14 protein-coding genes are annotated in these 21,908 nt (G+C 64.4%); 9 read left to right on the top strand and 5 right to left on the bottom strand.

Going from position 1 to position 21,908, the window contains the following annotated elements; translation table 11 throughout:
- Positions 1–69 precede the first annotated feature (69 nt).
- From LGQ10_RS16055 to LGQ10_RS16025, 7 genes are all read left to right on the top strand, one after another.
- The gene (locus LGQ10_RS16055) at positions 70–369 is read left to right on the top strand and encodes a PsiF family protein (protein ID WP_058438073.1); all 300 of its coding nucleotides are present in this window, start codon (positions 70–72) and stop codon (positions 367–369) included.
- A 236-nt stretch (positions 370–605) separates the two neighbouring features.
- Positions 606–2,309, top strand: a complete 1,704-nt coding sequence (locus LGQ10_RS16050) for a ShlB/FhaC/HecB family hemolysin secretion/activation protein (RefSeq protein WP_226522536.1) — start codon at positions 606–608, stop codon at positions 2,307–2,309.
- 35 nt (positions 2,310–2,344) lie between these two features.
- Positions 2,345–11,962, top strand: coding sequence for a hemagglutinin repeat-containing protein (locus LGQ10_RS16045; RefSeq protein WP_226522535.1), 9,618 nt, complete (start codon positions 2,345–2,347; stop codon positions 11,960–11,962).
- Positions 11,959–12,813, top strand: a complete 855-nt coding sequence (locus tag LGQ10_RS16040; RefSeq protein WP_226522534.1) for a hypothetical protein — start codon at positions 11,959–11,961, stop codon at positions 12,811–12,813. Before LGQ10_RS16045 ends, LGQ10_RS16040 begins: the two co-directional genes overlap by 4 nt.
- Before the next feature lie 2 nt (positions 12,814–12,815).
- The gene (locus LGQ10_RS16035) at positions 12,816–13,271 is read left to right on the top strand and encodes a hypothetical protein (protein ID WP_226522533.1); all 456 of its coding nucleotides are present in this window, start codon (positions 12,816–12,818) and stop codon (positions 13,269–13,271) included.
- Positions 13,271–14,161, top strand: coding sequence for a hypothetical protein (locus LGQ10_RS16030; RefSeq protein WP_226522532.1), 891 nt, complete (start codon positions 13,271–13,273; stop codon positions 14,159–14,161). The genes LGQ10_RS16035 and LGQ10_RS16030 overlap by 1 nt, the downstream gene beginning before the upstream one ends.
- A gap of 124 nt (positions 14,162–14,285) precedes the next feature.
- A complete protein-coding gene (locus LGQ10_RS16025) occupies positions 14,286–15,296 on the top strand; it encodes an AI-2E family transporter (protein WP_058436007.1) in 1,011 nt (336 codons plus the stop codon).
- Positions 15,297–15,309: 13 nt separating this feature from the next.
- Here the strand turns inward: LGQ10_RS16025 and LGQ10_RS16020 are convergent, their stop codons facing one another.
- Both LGQ10_RS16020 and LGQ10_RS16015 read right to left on the bottom strand, forming a co-directional pair.
- Positions 15,310–16,218 (bottom strand): hypothetical protein, encoded by a 909-nt coding sequence (locus LGQ10_RS16020; protein ID WP_226522531.1) that lies wholly within the window; start codon positions 16,216–16,218, stop codon positions 15,310–15,312.
- Between the two features lie 55 nt (positions 16,219–16,273).
- The gene (locus LGQ10_RS16015) at positions 16,274–17,539 is read right to left on the bottom strand and encodes an Hsp70 family protein (protein ID WP_226522530.1); all 1,266 of its coding nucleotides are present in this window, start codon (positions 17,537–17,539) and stop codon (positions 16,274–16,276) included.
- A 299-nt stretch (positions 17,540–17,838) separates the two neighbouring features.
- Here LGQ10_RS16015 and LGQ10_RS16010 point away from each other — a divergent pair, with 299 nt between their 5' ends.
- Both LGQ10_RS16010 and LGQ10_RS16005 read left to right on the top strand, forming a co-directional pair.
- Positions 17,839–18,777: a DnaJ C-terminal domain-containing protein gene (locus LGQ10_RS16010; protein ID WP_226522529.1), complete on the top strand. Its 939-nt coding sequence runs from the start codon at positions 17,839–17,841 to the stop codon at positions 18,775–18,777.
- Between the two features lie 20 nt (positions 18,778–18,797).
- Positions 18,798–19,103 carry a chaperone modulator CbpM gene (locus tag LGQ10_RS16005; RefSeq protein WP_226526146.1) on the top strand — a complete coding sequence of 102 codons (306 nt, stop codon included), beginning with the start codon at positions 18,798–18,800 and terminating at the stop codon, positions 19,101–19,103.
- A gap of 148 nt (positions 19,104–19,251) precedes the next feature.
- Here the strand turns inward: LGQ10_RS16005 and ureC are convergent, their stop codons facing one another.
- From ureC to LGQ10_RS15990, 3 genes are all read right to left on the bottom strand, one after another.
- Positions 19,252–20,952 (bottom strand): urease subunit alpha, encoded by a 1,701-nt coding sequence (gene ureC / locus LGQ10_RS16000; RefSeq protein ID WP_226522528.1) that lies wholly within the window; start codon positions 20,950–20,952, stop codon positions 19,252–19,254.
- A 114-nt stretch (positions 20,953–21,066) separates the two neighbouring features.
- Positions 21,067–21,372 (bottom strand): urease subunit beta, encoded by a 306-nt coding sequence (locus tag LGQ10_RS15995; protein WP_058434539.1) that lies wholly within the window; start codon positions 21,370–21,372, stop codon positions 21,067–21,069.
- Positions 21,369–21,902: a GNAT family N-acetyltransferase gene (locus tag LGQ10_RS15990; RefSeq protein WP_058434540.1), complete on the bottom strand. Its 534-nt coding sequence runs from the start codon at positions 21,900–21,902 to the stop codon at positions 21,369–21,371. Before LGQ10_RS15990 ends, LGQ10_RS15995 begins: the two co-directional genes overlap by 4 nt.
- Positions 21,903–21,908 lie beyond the last annotated feature (6 nt).

Genomic DNA, 21,908 nt, shown 5'->3' with positions numbered 1-21,908 from the left:
GTGTAACAGGCTTTGTCTACACTGCCTGGGAGGCCGTACCCATCGGTGCGGTGACCAGGAGAAAACTCCATGAAGATGTTGCGTATCCCGCTGCTGATGGTGGGCCTGCTGCTTTGCTCCCAGGGCTTTGCCGCCACCGCCCAGCAGAACAAGATGACCACCTGTAACGCCGAAGCCACCACCAAGAGCCTCAAGGGCGACGAACGCAAAGCCTTCATGAGCACCTGCCTCAAGGCCGCCCCGGCTGCCGCTGCGACCCCCACTACCCCCCAGGAAAGAATGAAGTCGTGCAACGCCGACGCCACGGCCAAGGCGCTCAAGGGTGACGCGCGCAAGACCTTCATGAGCGACTGCCTGAAGAAAAAGTGAACCTGGATCGATGAGGGCGAGGTGCCGAGCCACAGCCCATCCTGGCCCTCCTCGATACCTGACGGTTTTTCAGCGAGAAAAAAGGCAATTGTTTCAATTGGATACGTATGTTTCGACCGTTCGTCGGTTTTTATAAGGCTAATCTTATTTACATTTAGACTTTATCCCCTTCGAAAACAGGCGCCTGGATGCGCCATACGGACACGCCCTCGTGTCTGTTTCAAGGGAATGACAGCATGCCGCGTCTTGGCTGGTTAAAGCCTGTTGTAGCGTTTTGTGCTCTATCTGGTTCTTTTGTCGTTGCCGCCGCGCCTTTCCAGACGCCGGGCGACCGCGACCTGATTCGCGATCGGCAGCAGCAATTGTTGCAGGAACAGCAACGGCGCCTCGATGAACTCCAGCAACTGCCTGGCAAGACCCTGCCTGCCGAGCCTGTCCCCCAGCCTGGTGAACAACGCTGCTTCACCATCAGGACAGTGGTCCTCAAGGGCGCTGAGCACCTCAGTGCTGACGACCAGGAGCGTCTGATAGCGCCTTATCGCGACCAATGCCTGTCGGTCGCGCAGATCAACACCCTGCTCAAGGCCATCACCCACCACTACCTGCAACTGGGCTACGTCACCACCCGCGCCTACCTGCCGGCCCAGGAGCTGGCCTCCGGTCAACTGACGATCGTGGTGGTCGAAGGCCGGCTGGAGAGCCTGGACAGTTCTTCCCTGGCCAGCTCCCGGGAGCTGGCCATGGCCTTTCCCGGCACTACTGGCGAGGTGCTGAACCTGCGGGAACTGGAGCAACTGGTAGACCAGCTGACCCGCCTGCCATCGCGCCAGGTCGAGCTGGAACTGGCCCCGGGCGACCAGCTCGGTGACAGTCGCATGGGGCTCAAGGGCCAGCGGCTCAAACCCTGGCGGCTGTCGGCAACCCGCAACAACAACGGTGACAAGAGCACCGGCGAACAGCAGATGGGCCTCGGCCTGGACTGGGACAGCCCGCTCGGGCTGGCGGACCAGTTGAGCCTGCGAGCCAACCAGGACGCAGTCAGTGACCGCTGGCGTCATTCCGACAACCAGAGCCTGTTCTACAGCCTGCCCTGGGGCTGGTGGACCTTCAATTACTCCTACAGCCAGAGCTACTACCGCACCCGCAACGACGCCACGGGTTTCAACTTCGCCATGGACGGCCAGAGCAAGAGCCAGCAGTGGCGGGCCGAGCGCGTGCTGCACCGGGACAACCTCAGCAAGACGGGCATGAGCCTGGGCATCAGCCACCTGCGAACCCGCAACTACATCGACGACAACCTGATCGATGTCTCCAGCAACCGCATCACTGAAAGCCAGCTGGGCTTCAACCACGGACGACGCATCGGCAATGCCCTGGTCAACGCCGACATCGGCTGGCAGCAAGGCATTGGCGCCCTGGATGCCCAGGGCGGCGGCCATCCCCACGGCAGCGAACCGGTGGCCCGCTACAACAAGTACAGCCTGACCCTGAGCTACCTGCAGCCCTTTCGCCTGTGGAACGAAAACTTCAGCTTCGACAGCATGGCCACCGGGCAGCGCAGCGAGGACGTGCTCTTCAGCCCCCAGCGCATCAGCCTGGGTGGCATCAACTCGGTACGCGGCTTCCAGGACCAGACCCTCTCCGGCAACAGCGGCGGCTACTGGCGCAACCAGTTGCGCTGGCGCCGGGCCGTGACCTGGTCGGCGCTGCAGCCCTTCGTCCAGGAGTACGGCCTGGCCTTTGCCTATGACGTCGGGGCGATCAAGGGCGACCGCTACAACAAGGACGCCAAGGGGCGCTTGAGTGGCAACGCCATCGAACTCAGTGCCCGTGGCCAGTACCTGGCTGCGTCGGTCAGTTTCGCCCGCTCCCTGGAGCGGCCGGCAATTATCGAGAGGCGAGAACACCCGGTGTACTTCCGGGTAGACCTGTTCTTCTGACCTTACTCAAACGTTAGTGGATGGATGATTTGCACATGGACGTACGCAAGCCCTTTGCCCAATGCATTGCCTTGTCGCTTTCGGGAATCCTGTTCCTCAACCCGATCGTCAGCGTCGCTGCCGACCTGGCCCTGGACCCGGCCGCCGGCGGCAACGCGTCCATTGGTGCGGCCGGCAACGGCGTGCCGGTGGTCAACATCAATGCAGCCAACGGCAGCGGCTTGTCCCATAACAAGTTCAGCGAGTACAACGTCGGCAGCAACGGCCTGATCCTCAACAACGCCACTGGCGCGACGCAGCACACCCAACTGGGCGGCTACATCCTGGGCAACCCCAACCTGCAGGGCCAGGCGGCGCAGGTCATCCTCAACGAAGTCACCGGCAGCAACCGCAGCAAGCTGGCCGGTTATACCGAGGTCGCCGGCCAGGCGGCCCGGGTCATCGTCGCCAACCCCCATGGCATCACGTGCAATGGCTGCGGCTTCATCAACACCCCACGGGCGACCCTGACCACCGGCAAGCCGGTGATCGAAGGCCAGAGGCTCGACCGGTTCCAGGTCGATGGGGGCGACATCACCATCGAAGGGTCCGGGCTCAATGCCAGCAACATCGACCAGTTCGACCTGATCACTCGCAGCGCCAAGCTCAATGCCAATCTCTACGCCAAGAAACTCAACGTCATCACCGGGCGCAACGACGTCAAGGCCGACGACCTGAGCGTCACGGCCCATGATGGCGACGCCGAGGCCAAGCCGGAGCTGGCCATCGACAGCTCGGCGCTGGGGGGCATGTATGCCGGGGCGATTCGCCTGGTAGGCACGGAGAAGGGCGTGGGCGTGAACATGTCCGGGGACATGGCCGCCAGCACCGGTGACATCCAGATCGACGCCAACGGCAAGGTCACGATGGCCGGCATCAGCGCCAATCAGGCCATTGCCGTGAAGGCCACGGACATCGATCTCAAGGGCAAGGCCTACGCCGGCACCGAGGCGACCTTGCAGGCCAGTGAGCAGGTCCAGGTGCGCACCAGCCTGGCGGCCCGGGACCGGGTAGAAGTGGTGGACGCTGCGCAACTGGTCAACCACGGCATCATCGAGGCCGGCGTCAATGCCGACAACAGTCGCAATGACCACGGCGAGCTCAAGGTGGTCGCCGGCAACCTGGAGAACCGTGGCAACGTCCTGGCCAGCCGCAACCTCGAACTCACGGCGCGCCAGGCCCTGAACAATCAGGGCGGCGTGATCCAGGGCCCCAAGGTCGAGGTCAAGACCGCACGCCTGATCAACCAGGGCGCCGACGCCCGGGTGCTGGCTCAGGCCGAGCTGGTACTCAACACCCCGGCCATCGCCAACTTCGGCGGGCTGATCCGCTTTGGCGACCGGCAGGCCGCGAACCTGACCCTCGATAGCCTGAACAACAACGGCGGCCGCCTGGAAGTGGCCGGCGCCGACCTGACCCTCAACGCCCGCGAAGTGAGCAACCAGAACGGCTCGATGATCGCCGACCAGGTCGACATCAGCGCCGCGCGCCTGGACAACCAGCACGGCCTGATCGGCGCCAGCCAGGGCGATGCGACCTTCACCATCGGCCAGCAGCTCGACAACACGGGCGGCCGTCTCCAGGCCCAGACCCTGCTGAAGACCTCGGGCGGCGAATTGCTCAACCAGGGCGGCAAGCTGCTCGCCGACCAGGTCACGGTGACCGGCAAGCGCCTGGATAACAGCCAGAAGGGCCTGGTCAGCGCCGAGAGCGGCGCGTTGCACCTGGACCTCGAACAAGACCTGGCCAACGCCAGCGGCCAGCTCCAGGCCACCTCGCTGATCGACCTCAAGGCCGCCAGCGTCGACAACCGCAACGGCACCCTGGTCGCTCCACAATTGGTCGTTGCCAGCGCCGGCAAGCTCGACAACCAGGGTGGCACCCTGGATGCCGACCGCCTGGAACTGCACACCACCGATATCGACAACCAGGGCGGGCTGCTGCAAGGCAAGGCCCACTTGCTGCTGGTGGCCCGGGACCTGGCGAACAACCAGGGCCAGGTCATCGGCAATGAAGTGGACGCGACCCTCGACAGCCTTGGCCAGAACCAGGGCGGTGTGGTGAGCGCCGAGACTGGCAAGCTGACGCTGACTGTCGCGCAGCACCTGAACAACGCCCTGGGGCACCTGCAGGCCAAGCGCGGCGACGTCGAGCTCAAGACCGGCGGGCTGACCAACCGTGGGGGCGTGGTCGTGGGCAACCAGGTGCAGGTCATCAGCCATGGCCTGCTGGATAACCGCGGCGGACAACTGGTGGGGGACCGACTGACCGTCGGCGCCCAGCGCCTGGACAACCGTGAAACCGGCCTGCTGGCAGCAGGCAGCGATGGCCTGAGGCTGACCCTCAAGGCCGACGGTGCCACCCAGGGCCAGTTGCTCAACAGCCAGGGTCGCCTGCAAAGCGATGGCCACTTGCAGCTCAACGGCGGCCAGTTGGACAACAGCGCTGGGGTGTTGCTGGGTAACAGCGTCGGGATCGATGCGGCCGGCCTGGACAACAGTGCCAAGGGCGCGGTGGTGGCCAAGGCGGGCGGCGTGGAACTGGACCTGCACAACGGCGTGCTGGACAACCGCGGCGGCACCCTCGATGCCGGTGAGCAGAAGTTGCGGGCCAGCCAGTTGGCGCTTCTCGATAACCAGGGCGGCACCCTCAAGGGCAAGCGCCTGGATGTCCAGGGCACGACCCTGGACAACCGCCAGGGGCAACTGCTGGCGGGCGCCGATGGCTTGAGCCTGGTGGCTGGCAGCCTGAACAACCGCCAGGGACTGATCCTGGCCAAGGACAGCCATGGCGAGATCGCCCTCGGCCAGGGCACCCTCGACAACCAGGGCGGCACCGTACAAGGAGCCTCCGTGGGCGTGACCGCCGGGGTCCTGGACAACAGTGCCCTGAGCGGCAAGGCCGGGCTGATCAGCAGCCAGGCCGGCACGCTCAAGCTAGTGGTGGACCGCCTGACCAACCAGGCCGGCAAGCTCTACGCCAACGGCTTGCTCAACAGCTCCGGGCAGGTCCTGGACAACCGCCAGGGCGGCGAGATCAGTGCGCGGCAGCTGGACCTGAATGCAGCGGCCAACCTCTACAACCAGGGAGGCCTGGTGGAGTCGGCCGGTTCCTTGCTGCTGGTCGGCGGCAGCCTCGACAACAGCGCTGGCGGGCGTGTCCGGGCGCTGGCTGGCGAGCAGAGCCGGATCACCCTGGGGGGTGTCCTGAACAACCAGGGCGGCTCCCTGGCCCTGGGGTCCAGCGCCCTGGCGCTGAGTGCCGGGCAACTGAGCAACATCGGTGGTGGCATCGAGCACGCCGGCACGGGCCTGTTCAAGCTCGACCTGGGTGCGCTATCCGGTTATCAGGGGCGTATCACCGGCCTGGGCCGTGGCGACTGGGACATCGGCGCGGTGGAGCGCAGCGGCCTGATGCAGCTCAACGGCACGCTGGACCTGAGCACCGGCGGCGACCTCACCCTCAATGCCGGCGACCGCATCGCCAGCGCCAGTGGCCTGCGCCTGGGCGCCGCGACCCTGAACAACGCCGGCGAGCTGGCCAGCGACGGCAACCTGACCCTGGACCTGGGCGGCAACCTGAACAACAGCGGCCTGCTGTCGTCCCGGGGCAAGCTGACCGTCGGTGCCGGCGACCTGAACCAGAATGGCGGGCGCATCGCCAGTGGCGGCGATACCGAGCTGAACCTGCGTGGCACCCTGGACAACCTGGGCCGGCTGATTGCCAGCCAGAACCTCTATGCCTCGGCGGCGCAGATCACCAACCGCGGCACCCTGGGCGCCCTGGGGCAACTGCAACTGCGTTCCGCCAACGGCATCACCACCGGCGCCGACACCCTGATCTACAGTGGGGCCGACATGCTCCTGCGGGGCAACAGCCTGAGCAACAGCTACGGTGACATCTACAGTGGCGGCAACCTGAGTTTCGCGGCGCTGAACGGCGGCCGGGCGAGCCTGCTCAGCAACCGCTCCGGGACCATCGAGAGCGAGGGCGACATGACCCTCGACATGGCGACGCTGGAGAACGCCATGGACTGGTACAAGACCCGCCAGAGCCTTGCCAAGCGCTTTATCGAGGTCAATTGCACCGACTGCTCCGGCGGACACCACACCGGTACGTTCATCGTCAACACCACCTACCAGGACGTCATGGACGATCACGCGGCCGCCGCCCGGCTGGTGTCCAACCGCAACCTGACCATCACCGCCGACACGGTGGAGAACAAGCAGAGCCTGATCGCCGCCAACCGCAACACCTCGGTCACGGCCAACAACTTCTATAACCGTGGCCTGACCCTGGACCAGCGGATCGAGACCAACACCTACTACTTGCTGGGGGTGAAAAAAGGCTCGTTCCGCGCAACCCTGAGGGCGGTCGACGCCTGGAATGCGAGCAACGCGAACCGCGCGCCGGACCAGCAGGCCCCGCTGCCCAACCTGCTGACCCGGTATCCGCAGCTGGCACCCCACACCGTGGTCCGGCCAGGTAGCCAGACCGCCTACGCGGCAACCCTGCAGGCCGGTGAACACCTGAACCTGCAGGTCAGCGGCAACCTGGAGAACGGTGTGCTGAATGACCAGACCCGGTCCCAGCTCACCGGTCAATCGCTGAACAACAACGTGTCCCAGGTGGGCGGCCAGGTGATCACGGTCAACGCGCAAAGCTCCGCCGCCGCCAACCAGGTGGCCAAGGATGTGCAGCGCATCGAACGGGTCGCGGCCGACGGCACGACCCAGGTCAGCTTCGTCCCGGTGGACTTCTCCGGCGTGCCGTTCGCCGCAGTAGACCCCACCGCGCTATCGAGCTTCCGTGTGCCCCAGGGCGAGTACGGCTTGTTCGTCAAGAGCCAGAACCCCCAGGGGCGCTACCTGATCGAGACCAACCCGACCTTCACCGACCTGTCGCGGTTCATGAGCTCGGACTACATGCTGGGCCACTTGAACTACAACGATGACAAGACCTGGCGCCGCCTGGGCGATGGTCTCTACGAGACCCGGATGATCCGTGATGCGGTACTGGCCCAGACCGGGCAGCGCTTCCTGGCGGCCGGACTGACCAGCGACTACGACCAGTATCGCTACCTGATGGACAACGCCATCGCCTCCCGGGACCAGTTGAACCTCAGTGTCGGCGTGTCCCTGACTGCGGCGCAGGTGGCTTCGCTGACCCACGACATCGTGTGGATGGAAACCCGCCAAGTGCAGGGCGAGCAAGTGCTGGTGCCGGTGCTGTACCTGGCCCAGGCGGACAGTCGCAACCTGCGGGGCGGCAGCCTGGTGCAGGGCCGGGACATGAACCTGGTCGCCGGTGGCGACCTGAGCAACGTCGGCACTTTGCGCGCCAGCCATGACCTGACGGTGAACGCCGGGGGCAACCTGTACCAGGGCGGCCTGATCGAAGCCAACGAGCGCGTCAGCCTGATGGCCCAGGACAGCGTGCGCAACGCCCTGGCCGGAGAGATCCGTGGCAACCAGGTCAGCGTCAGCGCCATCAAGGGCGACATTCTCAACGACCGCACGGCCGTGGCGGTAGGGTATGGCTCGGGCAGCCGGACCATCCTCGACCAGGGCAGCCAGGTCAGCGCACGGCAGACACTGGACCTCAGTGCCGGACGCGACCTGACCAACAAGGGCCAGATCGCCAGTGCCGGCGATGCCAAGCTCAGCGCCGGCCGGGATATCGACCTGCTGGCGGTGCAGGACCACACCTTCACCCAGAGCGCCATCCGCCGGGGCCTGGTGACCAACGACACGGTGCAGACCCTGGGCTCCAGCGTGAGTGCTGGCGGCAACCTACAACTGGAGGCCGGGCGCGACCTGGCGGTGGTCGCCAGCAAGGTCGGCGCTGGCCATGACCTCTCCCTGGAGGCCAAGCGCGACATGGTCATCGCCTCGGCGCAGGATGAACATTCCTCGACCTTCCAACAGAAGAAAAAGGGCTCCTGGGGCAAAAGCAAGACCACCCGCAGCAGCGATTCCTCGACCACTAACGTCGCCTCCGAAATCAGTGCCGGGCATGACCTGATGGTCAACGTCAGCCAGGACAAGGACGGACGCATCAGCCTCAATGGCGGGCGTGACGTCACCGTGGTCGGCAGCGAGCTCAAGGCCGGCAACGACCTGCTGGTGGGCGCGACCCGGGATGTCAGCGTGGTGTCGGCCCAGGAACATCAGGACAGTGCCTACAGCCAGAAGAAGAAAGGCAGTTTCGGCCTGAGCAAGAGCGGCACCAGCCGCACCTCCAGCAGCACCACCCAGGTGGGCAGCGAGCTCAGTGCCGGCAACGATGCGGTGCTGATCGCCGGGACCAACGTCAACCTTTCGGCCAGCTCCATCGAGGCCAAGCGCGACGCCGAAGTGCGCGCCGGTCTGGTGGACAAGAATGGCGATATCAACCTGATGGATGCCGCCAACACTTCCAGCAGCCATAGCGAGAAGTACAAGAGCAAGGTCGGGCTCTCCAGCTCCGGCGGTTTCATCTCGGTCGCCTCGGGGAAAAAATCCGGGCAGGAGCACTTGCAGAGCCAGAGTGTCGGAAGTGTGGTCAGCGCCGGACGCGACACCACCCTGCAAGCCGCACGTGACGTCAACATGATCGGCAGCACGGCGGCGGCCGTGCACGACCTAAATGTCGGCGCTGGGCGCGACGTGAACGTCCTGGCCGGCAGCAATAGCCAGGATCAGAGCCACTGGAAATCGGAGAAACACACCGGCTTGTCCCTGTCCAGCGATCGCAATGGCGTCACCGCGTTCCTCGGCCATGAAAGCCTCAAGGAAAAATCCCGCAATGCCCAGGAGACGGTAGCGTCGAGCCAGTTGCTGGCCGGCCAGGATGCGACCATCAAGGCCGGTCGTGACCTGACCCTGGAAGGCTCGCGGGTGGACGCCAAGCGTGATGTCAACCTGCAGGCCGGGCACGACATCAACATCGACGCCGGCAAGGAAACCAGCATCGAGGAGCGCAGTAAAAGTCGGGATCGCAATGGCCTGACGGTCAATGTCAGCCACAACTTCGGCAACACCATGGATGCCCTCAAAGGCACGGGCAAGGGCGAGGACGGGGTCAGCAAGACCTCCAGCGTGCTGAGCACCGTGGATGCCATCAACCAGTTCACTTCGGGGCCGACCGCCGCCACCCACCTGGGCTCGGCCAGCCAGTCCACCAGTTCGCGCCAGGAGACCCACGGCAACAGCCCGAGCAGCCTGGGAGCGGGCCGCGATATCAGCGCCGTGGCCGGCAATGACATCAGCATTCGTGGCGGGCATTTCGATGCCGGGCGCGATATCTCCATGGTGGGCCGCGACATCGTCGTCGATGTGGCCCGTGGCTCGGTGGCGACGGAGCAACAGAGCAACCGCAGCCAGGGCGGGATCAATGGCCAGAGTGGCGGCGGCAGTGCCCGCGCCGGGATCGGCGGCAGCAACGGCACCGCCAGCGAGCAGATGAGCCAGGGCACCAGCACGCCATCGGTGTTGCTGGCCGGGCGTGACGTCAGCCTCGAGGCCCGGGAGAACCTGACCCTGGTGGGGACGCAGGTGCAGACCGGGCGCGACATCGACCTCAGCGCCGGCAAGGACCTGACCATCCGCGCCGCAGAGAACGATTCCAGCAGTGAATCAAAGCGCCACAGTGGCGGCGGTGAAGTGGGGCTGGCCTTGGGCGGCAAGGACTTTGTCTCGGTCTACGCCAGTGTCGACATGGGCAAGGGCAAGCTGGAACGCGAAGGCCTGGCACAGCAGAACGCGCACCTGGTCGCCGGCGACCAACTGCGCTTCAGCAGCGGCAAGGACACCACGGTGGCCGGTGCCACCCTGCGTGGGGGAGAAGTCATTGGCCGGGTGGGCGGTGACCTGACGGTGTCTTCGGTGCCGGATACCGGCAAGGCCAGCGGCAAGCAGATGGACGCCAGCGTCACCGTGAGCATCGGCCTGGCCGGCGGAGGCAGCGTCAGCGGCTCCCTGGGGCTGGGCAAGACCACGGGCAAGACCAACTGGGTACAGGAGCAGACCAGCATCACCGGCCAGAACGGTGTGGATATCCGCACCGAGAAGCACACCCAGCTCGACGGTTCGCTGCTTGCCGCCGACAACGGCAAGCTCAAGCTGGACACCGGCACCCTGGGCTTTCGCGATATCGCCGGGCAAGACAAGGAGCACAGCTATTACCTGAACGCCGGTGGCACCTTCGGCTGGGGGCCTGGCGATGGAGCCAAGTCCACCGGCGGCAAGGACGTGGCCTTCACCACCGACAAGAGCCTGGAAGGTCGGGGCAAGACTGGCAGTTCCGGCTGGAGCGTCAGCGGCTACAACTATCGCAAGGAGCGGGAGCAGGAGGTGCGTGCCACGGTGGGCACCGGCACCATCACCGTGCGCGACGATGCCCGGACCGGCCAGGATTCCACTGCCGGCCTGAACCGTGACCTGTCACGGGCCTATGAGATCACCAAGGACAAGGAGCGGCGCACCGACCTGTATGTCTCGCAGTCATCCCTGGACTCGGTGAGCCATCCGATCCAGACCCTGAACCAGTGGAAGGAGGGGATGAAGAACTATGGCAAGAATACCTCGGGTCTCTTCACCCAGTTTGGCGACCTGAGCAAGGCGGCGGACCAGGTAGTGGCCGACAACCCGTCGTTGCTGCCGTTGGCCTGGATTCCCGGGCTCCTGGAAACCGTGCTCGACAAGGCTGGCAAGTACACCGGTGGCGTCATGCCTGGCGTCGAGAACCATGGCGGCCTGATCACCCAGGTGCCGGCCTTGATCACGGGCGACATGCGCTTCTATCGGGTCGAGACCAAGTACCAGTACGAGTCCGACGGCAAGACCATCAAGGTGGACCCCTTGTCTGGCAAACCGATGATCGAGAGCGTGCAGAAACTGATGGAGATCGAGCGTCCCGATGGTGATGGTGCGGTGTTCACCAACGGCATCCAGAACTCGCTGATGGCGGCGCTGGTCAACGGTGCGATGCAGACCGGCTCCGATTCCTTCATGCAGGCCTACAACCCCGAGCACGGGATTCTTGGCGACTTGGTCGAGTCGCTGTGGGATGTGGCGCTGGGTGGGACGGTGCGCTCTGGCAACGCCCAGCAGTTGCACGATTTCTTCCAGGCCGGGATCAAGGATGAGTACAAGCTGGACGTTGCCGGCCACAGCCAGGGCGGTCTGTTGACCTACCGGGCGATTTCCGGCCTGGACTTCAAGCTCAATGGCCAGGCGGGCAGCATTCAGCTGTCGGGGGCACCGGTGGGTTCCAAGAGCTTCTTCGAAGCCGCCGATGCCGCCGGATTCGATATCGGCAACGGCTCGTTCTTCCAGGTCAACCGTCCGGGGTCCAAGACGTTCTTCGGCATGTTGCCGGTGACCGACACTGTGTCAGACTTGCTGGGGCAGAATTTCACTCACTCGTCCGACCCGGTGGCTCGCTTCTTCGGTTCGCTGGCGACCAGCACCTCGTTGATGGGAGTGGACAGCCCGCACTCGAACTATCTGTGTGTTGCCAAGGGCATGTGCGGTAATGCGCCCAATGCGCTGCAGGACCAGTTCAAGAAAAATCCCCGGTACATTGAACCTACGTTCATCGATGCCAATGGCAAGGACACTATCCGCAGATGAGGGGCAGTCAAGGTGTGGTGGTGGGGCTGGCATTGCTGCTCGGAGGGTGCCTGAACCTCCCCGCCAAGCCGCAGGAACGACGCACCGAGCAGCGCATGCTGTGCAGCGAAGGATCTCAGCGGGTGACCTTGCCCCAGCGTTTTTCCTTCGACCTGCCGGAGCCCTTCCGGCATGCCGAATGCAGTGCGCAGATGGGCGGTTTCTCCTACGACCGAATCAGCGACAGCTTGTCGGTCGCTACCTCGGGCACTTTCGCCTACGGCGATGTCCAGGTATCGGCGTCGTCGCTGTACATGAAGGTCAGCAGCTTTCTCGACGGAGAAGGTTATGGGTTGATGTACCCCCGGGACGCCTTTCTCCAGGCCAAGCTGGCTGCACTGGCGTTGCCCGGTAGTGGAGCAAGGCCACGCGAGGTGGAGTGGGTCACCCGGGGCGGTTATCAGTGCCTGCGTTTCCATGAGCACTGGCAGGGCGCGGCAGTGGGGCTGCAGGAAGATGAGGTCAGGTACTGGTGCTGGGAAGGGGAAAGCGGCCTGGGCCAACCGTTCTACGTACACGCCGGGCAACGCCTGGCGTTGGGGGCCAAGGGCTACGACCTGGACCAGACCTTTATCCTGCCGTTCTTCGCCAGTTTGCAGATCAAGCGCCTGGCGCCCTCGACCCTGGCCCAGGCACAAAGCCGATTGCAGGCGGTCTGTGCCCGCGGCAAGGCTCGTTATGACCGGGGCAGCGCCTGGGGCAGCGATTATCCCGACAAGCGCCTGACCCTGACCCGCCTGCACTACTGCGGCTACGACGTGCCGCTACCCGACCTCCAGGTCCCTGCGCCACCCGACAGCACAAGGAAATGAACATGCACAAATATTGGGTCATCGCCTGCTTGCTCCTGGCCTTGGGCGGCTGCGCCTCGCAGCCGGCGCAGAAGAGCCAGGACGAGGTTCTGGCGGAGGTCGCGGCCCTGGTACGCCAGGACGGAGCCGCCAGTGACCGGCCCTTGTCGTTGCTGGTCACGCAGATCAACAGCCACGGCCTGTTGGCCGACCGTGTGGTGATCGCGGCAGGCGGCGCCAGCGAGCGTCTCAATGTGCGTGGACTGTTCGCCACGGCTTCTGCCAGCCAGGCGGGGCGGGTGCTGATCGTCGGCGCCAACCCGGCCCTGGACCAGGCCATCGTCGGAGGGGCGCTGAGCGAGCAGCGCTACCCCGGGGTCTGGCTGTTCTTCGTCGGTGAGCCAGAGCAGTCCCGGCAGATGCAGACCCTCGCCGAGGCAGCGGGGCTCAGGTACTCGTTCATCAGCAAGTATCAATGATGAACCCGGTCCGTGGGACGAGGCTGGCAGGGGCCTGTTTCAGGCTCGGCGCGACCGGCCTGGTTCTGCTGGCGAGCGGTGGCTGCGGCAGCAGCAAACCCTGGACCTATGAAAATGAGCACTCCGCGGCTCGTCTGCTGTGCCAGGAGGCATCGCAGCGGATCACTTCGCTGCAGCGCTACTCCTTCGACCTGCCGCTGCCGTACCGGCAAGCACAATGCGCAACTTCCTCTCCAGGGTTCTATCTGGACAAGCGCCGTGATGAGCTTTCTGTAGGAACGTCGGGAGTTTTCACCTACGGCAACATCCAGGTGACGGCTTCTGCGCTCTACATGAAGGTCAACAGCTTTCTCGATGGCCGGGCGGATGGCCTGCTCTATCCGAAGCAGGCCTTTCTTGAGGATCTGCTGGCCAGGCAGGCGCTGCCCTCCCATACCGGCATCAAGCCCAGCAGGCTCGACTGGGTGAGCATGCAGGGTTATCAATGCCTGCGCTCCTACGAACGTTGGGAAGGGACAGCGGTTGGCATCCTCGAGGACAAGGTCAAGTACTGGTGCTGGGAGCAGGAGAGCGGCCTGCAACAGCCGTTCTATGTGCATGCAGGCCAGCGCTTGCCCTTGGGGAGCAAGGGTTACGACCTGGACCAGGTATTCATCGTGCCGTTCTTCCAGAGCCTGAGGATCAACCCCTTGCCGGCGCCGGTGCTGGCCAAGGCACGGGCCGATCTCCAGGGGTTCTGTGCCCACATCAAATCGCGCTACGACCAAAACCTCAGATGGGGGGATGACTATCCCGACAAGCGCCTGACCCTGACTCACCTGCACTACTGCGGCTACGACGTGCCGCTGCCCGACCTTCGAGCCCCGCTGCCCCAGGCCAGGGCCGACTGAACCTTCATCCGTCACGACACTCAAGTACCCTGTAAGCCCGTGCCCTTGCGGCGCCTGCCACTATTCCTGCGGGGTGAAGGCTGGCAGACTGCCGGTCTTTTCCCGCTGTCCGTCTTGAGGCTATATGCCAACGTTTTCACAGCGTCATCTGTTGTTCATCAGTTGGATCATCATCTTTGGCGGGCTGCTGCTGGCCTTGCCGTTGCGGCTGCTACCGAGCCTGCTGGCGGGGCTGCTGGTGTTCGAACTGGTGAATATGCTTACCCCGCAACTGCAGCGACTGATCGAGGGCCGGCGCGCGCGCTGGCTGGCGGTGGCCCTGCTCGGCACCCTGGTGGTCAGCCTGCTGACCCTGCTGTTCGCCGGCGCCATCAGTTTCCTGCTGCATGAAGCCGAGAATCCCGGCGCCTCGCTGGGCAAGTTCATGGTGGTAGTGGACAAGGCGCGGGGCCAGTTGCCGCCGTTCCTCGATTCGTACCTGCCGGCCAGTGCCGCAGAGTTCCAGGCCGCCATCGGCGCCTGGGCCAGCAAGCACCTGAGCGAGCTGCAACTGGTGGGCAAGGACGCGGCGCACATGTTCGTGACGCTGCTGATCGGCATGGTCCTGGGGGCGATCATCGCCCTGCAGCGCATCCCCGACCTGACCAAGCGCAAGCCTCTGGCGGCGGCGTTGTTCGACCGCCTGCACCTGCTGGTGCAAGCCTTTCGCAACATCGTCTTCGCGCAGATCAAGATCTCCCTGCTCAACACCTTCTTCACCGGGATCTTCCTGGCGCTGGTCCTGCCGATGTTCGGGGTCAAGCTGCCGCTGACCAAGACCCTGATCGTGCTGACCTTCCTGCTGGGCCTGCTGCCGGTGATCGGCAACCTGATCTCCAACACCCTGATCACCATTGTCGGGCTGTCACTGTCGATCTGGGTGGCGGTGGCCGCGCTGGGCTACCTGATCTTCATCCACAAGCTGGAATACTTCCTCAACGCGCGGATCGTCGGCGGGCAGATCAGTGCCAAGTCCTGGGAGCTGCTGCTGGCGATGCTGGTGTTCGAGGCGGCGTTCGGCCTGCCCGGGGTGGTGGCAGGGCCGATCTACTACGCCTACCTGAAAAGCGAGTTGAAGCAGGTGGGCCTGGTCTGAGTCATGCCCGGCTTCAACGGCGGTCGGCATCCTGATAGCTGACCGCCAGCAAGCGATCCAGGCCTGAACCGACATGGAAGGAGAACGGTCGGCCCAGCTGTTCGATCTTCTTCGCACATTCGCTGGTCCAGGCATCCTGGCGACTGTCGGCACTGAAGTCGGCGGCCAGCACCTGGTCGCCCAGGTTGCCGATTTCAATCGACAATTGCAGCTTGGTCCGCAGCAGGTCGTCGACGATCTGCTCTTCACTCCACAGGCGAATCTCGCCTTTGCTCATGCTCTCGCGCAGTTGGGCGTCCTTGACCTGCATCAGCACCCGCATGGTCTTTCTCTGGAAGTTCTGGGTGCGGTAATTGAGGTAGGCATGCTCGGGCGATTGCTCGGGGATCTGGCGCACGCTCAGCCCCTTGAAGGGCAGCTCGCCGTTCAATTGCCCCTCGATGCTACAGATGATCTGCACCGGAACCCCGCTCTGGTTGAACAGGCCTATGGCCCGGTCGAGGTATTGGTAGCGAGCCGAAAGCTGCACCTCGGGCGTGATGGCCAGCTCCAGGGGAATCGGCTGCGCGGTGGCAGCCCCGGGCTGCGCCTGGAGTGTCAGGTCGACGGCCATGCTGCTGGCCGCGCGAGCCTTGAGGATATCGTCGAACAGGGCGCGCAAGGCCGTCCGCTGTTCAGTGCTCAACTCGCCGTCGAGGGCCAGGTGGATGATCCGGGTGTCTTGTTCATCCAGCTCCAGCACGATCCGCTCAGGGGCGATGCCGCGTGAGCGGATCGCCTCTGTGAGCAACGTGCTGACGTTGGAGTGAATCTGGTGGTTCTGATAACCCACGGGCCGCTCGAACTGCAGGGACATGAAATCTTCCTTGCAGCCGGCCAGCAACAGGGCGCCCAGCAGGGGCAACAATTTGTACAGGGTCATCGTTTCGGTTCCTTGTGAAGTTCCCCCATCCCTGGGGTGCGAGCGTTGGATGGGGTCAGCCGTAGCGCTTCTTGGCTTCGATCGCCAGGCCGCTGCCGATGCTGCCAAAGATGTTGCCTTCCACGTGCCGGGCATTGGGCAGCATCGCCGCCACGCTCTGGCGCAGGGCTGGAATGCCGCTGGAGCCGCCCGTGAAGAACACCGTGTCGACCTGACCGACAGTGACATTGGCGTTGCCGAGCAACTGGGTGACGCTGTTGCGGATACGCTCGAGCAGGTTGTCGATCGACGACTCGAACAGGGCCCGTGTCAGGTCGATGCTCAGGTCGCGCTCGATACGGTCCAGGGGCACCAGGCGGTGGTCGGCGTGGGTCAGCTGGATCTTGGTCTCTTCCACTTCCATGGCCAGCCAGTGGCCGGCACGCTGCTCGATCAGCTTGAACAGACGGTCGATGCCGCCAGTGTCCTCGATGTCGTAGCGCATGCTGCCCAGGGCCAGCTGGGATTTCTGCGAGTACACCGAGTTGATGGTGTGCCAGGTCGCCAGGTTCATGTGGTGGCTGGTGGGCATGTAGGCGCCGCTCTTCATCCGGCTGCCATAACCGAACAACGGCATCACGCCGGACAGCGACAACTGCTTGTCGAAGTCGGTACCGCCCACGTGCACGCCACCGGTGGCGAGAATGTCGTCGTGGCGATCGTCGACCCCACGGCGCTCGGGAGACAGGCGCACCAGGGAGAAGTCCGAGGTACCGCCGCCGATGTCGACGATCAGCACCAGCTCTTCACGCTCGATGCTGGACTCGTAGTCGAAGGCTGCGGCAATGGGTTCGTACTGGAAGGACACATCCTTGAAGCCGAGCTTGCGGGCGACCTCCACCAGGGTGTCTTCGGCCTCCTGGTCGGCGGCCTGGTCGTCGTCGACGAAGAACACCGGGCGGCCCAGCACCACTTCGGTGAATTCCCGACCAGCGGTGGCTTCGGCGCGATTCTTGAGCTGACCGATGAACAGCCCCAGCAGGTCCTTGAACGGCATCGCGGTGCCCAGCACGCTGGTGTCGTGCTTGATCAGCTTGGAGCCCAGCAGGCTCTTCAGCGAGCGCATCAGGCGACCTTCGTAGCCCTCCAGGTACTCGTGCAGGGCCAGGCGGCCATAGACCGGACGACGTTCCTCGATATTGAAGAACACCACCGACGGCAACGTGATCTTGTCGTCCTCCAGGGCGATCAGCGTCTCCTGTCCGGGGCGCAGCCAGCCGACGGTGGAGTTGGAGGTGCCGAAATCGATGCCGCAGCCGCGGGCCGGGGAGGCGTTGTTCATGTCTTTCAGTTCCGGTCAAAAAAACGGCCGCGCAGCGTACGCCAGTCCTCGGTCGTTGCAAAGGCCGGATGTCTGCTAATTCGTCCCCCGGTTGCCTTGAAAGACTATCCTTGACCCCCAAACTTGCAGGCATGAGCCTGGCAGCCACCCAAGAGGTCACAAGATCCGCCGGTAGCTGCCGATAAACTTCTGATGCGCCGTTCAGTCAGAGGATTGAGACTGGTCAATCCCCATGCTGCCAGACCGAGCATGCTGGGCTGCACGCCGCGCGACTTTGATAACGGATGGTGATTCCCTCGATGGACTTCAAAGACTATTACAAGATTCTCGGCGTGGAGCCGACGGCGGACGACAAGGCGATCAAGGCCGCCTATCGCAAGCTGGCGCGCAAGTACCACCCCGACGTCAGTAAGGAAAAGGATGCCGAGGCCAAGTTCAAGGACGCCTCGGAAGCCTACGAGGCACTGAAAAGTGCCGACAAGCGCGCCGAGTACGACGACTTGCGCAAGTACGGCCAGCATGGCCAGCCGTTCCAGGGCCCGCCAGGCTGGCAGAGCCGTGGTGGCTTCGGCGGCGATGGCGGCGGGGATTTCTCGGACTTCTTCAGTTCGATCTTTGGTAACCGGGGGCCAGGATTCGGCGGCCCGGAACAGCGTCGCAGCAGCGGCCGTCGCGGACAGGATGTGGAAATGGAACTGCCGATCTTTCTTGAGGAAACCCTGTCGACCGAATCCAAGAAGATCAGTTTCCAGGTGCCGCAGTACAACGCTTCGGGCCAGCATGTGAGCAACACCAGCAAGAGCCTGAACGTGAAGATCCCGGCCGGTGTCACCGATGGCGAGCGTATCCGTCTCAAGGGCCAGGGCGCGCCGGGTGTCGGGGGTGGGGCCAATGGCGACCTGTACCTGACGATCCGCTTCGCGCCTCATCCCAAGTTCGATGTCGAGGGCGAGGACCTGATCATCACCCTGCCGCTGGCACCCTGGGAGCTGGCGCTGGGCACCGAAGTCGCGGTGCCGACCCTGACCGGCAAGATCAACCTCAAGGTGCCTGCCGGTAGCCAGAACGGCCAGCGCATGCGTGCCAAGGGCCATGGCCTGTTGAACAAGGCCGGCCAGCGCGGCTACCTGTTCGTGCAGCTCAAGGCGGTGATGCCCAAGCACACCAGCGATGACGTCAAGGTCTTGTGGCAGGAACTGGCGAAGAAGGCGGCGTTCGACCCACGGGAACATTTCTGATTCGACACTAGGAGGCGCTGATCATGAGCACCCTGATCGTTCAGCTGGACATGGAAGAATTCTGTGAAGTGGCCGACTTGTCGGCGGCCTACGTGATCGAGATCGTCGAACACGGCATCCTCGAACCTCAGGGCCGGGCGCCCCGGGAGTGGCGATTCACCGATCATGAACTGGCCCTGGCCAAGCGCGCGGCGAAGTTGCGCCGCGACCTGGAGCTGGAATGGGAGGGTGTCGCCCTGGCGCTGGACCTGCTCGATGAAGTGCAGCAGCTGCGCGCCGAAAACCAGATGCTCAAGCAGCGTCTGGGCCGCTTGCTGGTGGACTGACCCGCTGCTTGCCGTTTCGCGATCCCTGTAGCCGCTGCTGAGCACCAGCGAAGCTGCGACCGGGGACGCAGTCCTCGCCAGTCCCCCTCTCTTGCGGCCGCTGCGCGCCCGTGCGCAGCCTCGCTGGCGCTCGACAGCGGCTACGGTGCTAGAACAGGAAGTAGCGCTGGGCCATGGGGAGCACGTCCGCCGGCTCGCACCACAGCAACACGCCATCGGCCTTGACCTGGTAGGTCTGCGGGTCGACTTCGATGTCCGGCAGGTAGTCGTTGTGGATCAGGTCGCCCTTGCGCACGTTGCGACAGCCCTTGACCACGGCGATGCGTTTTTTCAGCCCCAATTGTTCCGGCACCCCGGCCTCCAGTGCGGCCTGGCTGATGAACGTCAGGCTGGTGGCGTGGCGGCTGCCGGCAAAGCTGGCGAACATCGGTCGGTAGTGCACCGGTTGTGGCGTCGGGATCGAGGCATTGGCATCGCCCATCAGGCTGGCGGCAATGGCCCCGCCCTTGAGGATCAGGCTTGGCTTGACCCCGAAGAACGCCGGCCGCCAGAGCACCAGGTCGGCCCATTTGCCCACTTCGATGGAGCCCACTTCATGGCTGATGCCATGGGTGATGGCCGGGTTGATGGTGTACTTGGCAATGTAGCGCTTGACCCGGAAGTTGCTGTTGCCCGGTCCATCCCCCGGCAAGGGGCCACGCTGTTTGTGCATCTTGTCGGCGGTTTGCCAGGTGCGGGTCACCACTTCGCCGACCCGGCCCATGGCCTGGCTGTCGGAGCTGATCATCGAGAATGCCCCGAGGTCGTGGAGGATGTCCTCGGCGGCGATGGTTTCCCGGCGGATGCGGCTCTCGGCGAAGGCCACGTCCTCGGCGATGCTCGGGTCCAGGTGATGGCAGACCATGAGCATGTCCAGGTGTTCGTCGATGGTGTTGCGGGTGAAGGGCCGGGTCGGGTTGGTGGAGCTGGGCAGCACGTTGGCCAGGCCACAGGCCCTGATGATGTCCGGCGCGTGGCCACCACCGGCGCCTTCGGTGTGATAGGTGTGGATGGTGCGGCCCTTGAACGCCTCCAGGGTGGTTTCGACGAAGCCGGATTCGTTCAGGGTGTCGGTGTGGATCGCCACCTGTACATCGTATTCGTCGGCCACGCTCAGGCAGTTGTCGATGCTCGCCGGGGTGCTGCCCCAGTCCTCGTGCAACTTGAGGCCGATCGCCCCGGCCCGCACCTGTTCCGCCAGCGGTTCCGGCAGGCTGGCGTTGCCCTTGCCGGTAAAGCCGATGTTCATCGGGAAGGCGTCGGCGGCCTGGAGCATGCGCGCCATGTGCCAGGGCCCGGAGGTGCAGGTGGTGGCGTTGGTCCCGGTGGCAGGTCCCGTGCCGCCACCGATCATGGTGGTGACGCCGCTCATCAGCGCCTCTTCGATCTGCTGCGGGCAGATGAAGTGGATATGGGTGTCGATGCCCCCGGCGGTGAGGATCATGCCTTCGCCGGCGATGACTTCGGTGCTGGCACCGATGGCGATGGTCACATCGGGCTGGATGTCCGGATTGCCGGCCTTGCCGATGCCCGCGATGCGCCCGTCCTTCAAGCCGACATCGGCCTTGACGATGCCCCAGTGATCGATGATCAGCGCGTTGGTGATCAAGGTGTCCACCACCTCGGCCGCCAGCAGCTGGCCCTGGCCCATGCCGTCGCGGATCACCTTGCCGCCGCCAAACTTCACCTCTTCACCGTAGGTGGTGAAGTCCTTCTCGACCTCGATCCACAGCTCGGTATCGGCCAGTCGGACCTTGTCGCCCACCGTGGGGCCGAACATGTCGGCATAGGCTTGTCTTGAAATCTTCATGTACTGGCCTTGGGATTCAATTGGATTTTATCGCGGGCAAGCCTCGCTCCTACAGTTGATCGCCCCTGTAGGAGCGAGGCTTGCCCGCGATGGCGTCAGAACAGGCAACCCACCTCAAAGGTCGCCCATGACCCGTCCGGCAAAACCGAACACCCGGCGCTGACCGGCCAGATCCACCAGCTCCACCTCGCGGGTCTGCCCCGGCTCGAAGCGCACCGCGGTGCCGGCGGCGATGTTCAGGCGCATGCCGCGGCTGGCGGCACGGTCGAACACCAGGGCGTCGTTGGTTTCGAAGAAGTGGTAGTGCGAACCGACCTGGATCGGCCGGTCGCCGCTGTTGGCCACCTTCAGGGTCAGGGTGCGACGCCCGGCGTTCAGCTCGATATCGCCGGGCTGGATCTGGTACTGGCCGGGGATCATAGGGGTTGGTCCAGGGTCTTGAAGTAGATGGCAGTGGGGGTATAGGTGCCGTCCGGGCTCTGGCAGTAGTTGGGCAGCTCGCCCACCCGGGTGTAACCCAGGGTGCGGTAGAACGCCTCGGCAGGTGAGCCAGCCTCGGTGTCCAGGTACAGCAATCCGCGCTTGAGATGGCGCGCGGCCTGCTCCAGGACGTTCATCAACTGCTGGCCCAGGCCGCGGCGCCGGGCGCTGTACAGCACCTGGAGCTTCTGCACCTCGGCGCGGTTGCGCCCGTTGGCCTTCATGCACAGCGCCAGTTGCACACTGGCCAGGACCCTCTCGTCCTCGACCACCACCCACAGCAACAGGCTGCCGTCTTCGACGCCCGCTTGCACGCTGGCGAGGTAGTCCCTGGCCTGGCTATCGTCCAGGTCGGCCATGAAGCCGACGGAGGCGCCATGCTGCACCGAGTCGAACAGCAGTTCGATCAAGCCCAGGCGGTAGTGGGCAAAACTTTCTCCATGGACTCGTCGCAGTTGGGCGGCGTTCATCGAAGT

Origin of the sequence: Pseudomonas sp. L5B5 (genome assembly GCF_020520285.1) — a bacterium.
Classification (GTDB): domain Bacteria; phylum Pseudomonadota; class Gammaproteobacteria; order Pseudomonadales; family Pseudomonadaceae; genus Aquipseudomonas.
This window is presented reverse-complemented; position numbering and strand designations above follow the sequence as displayed.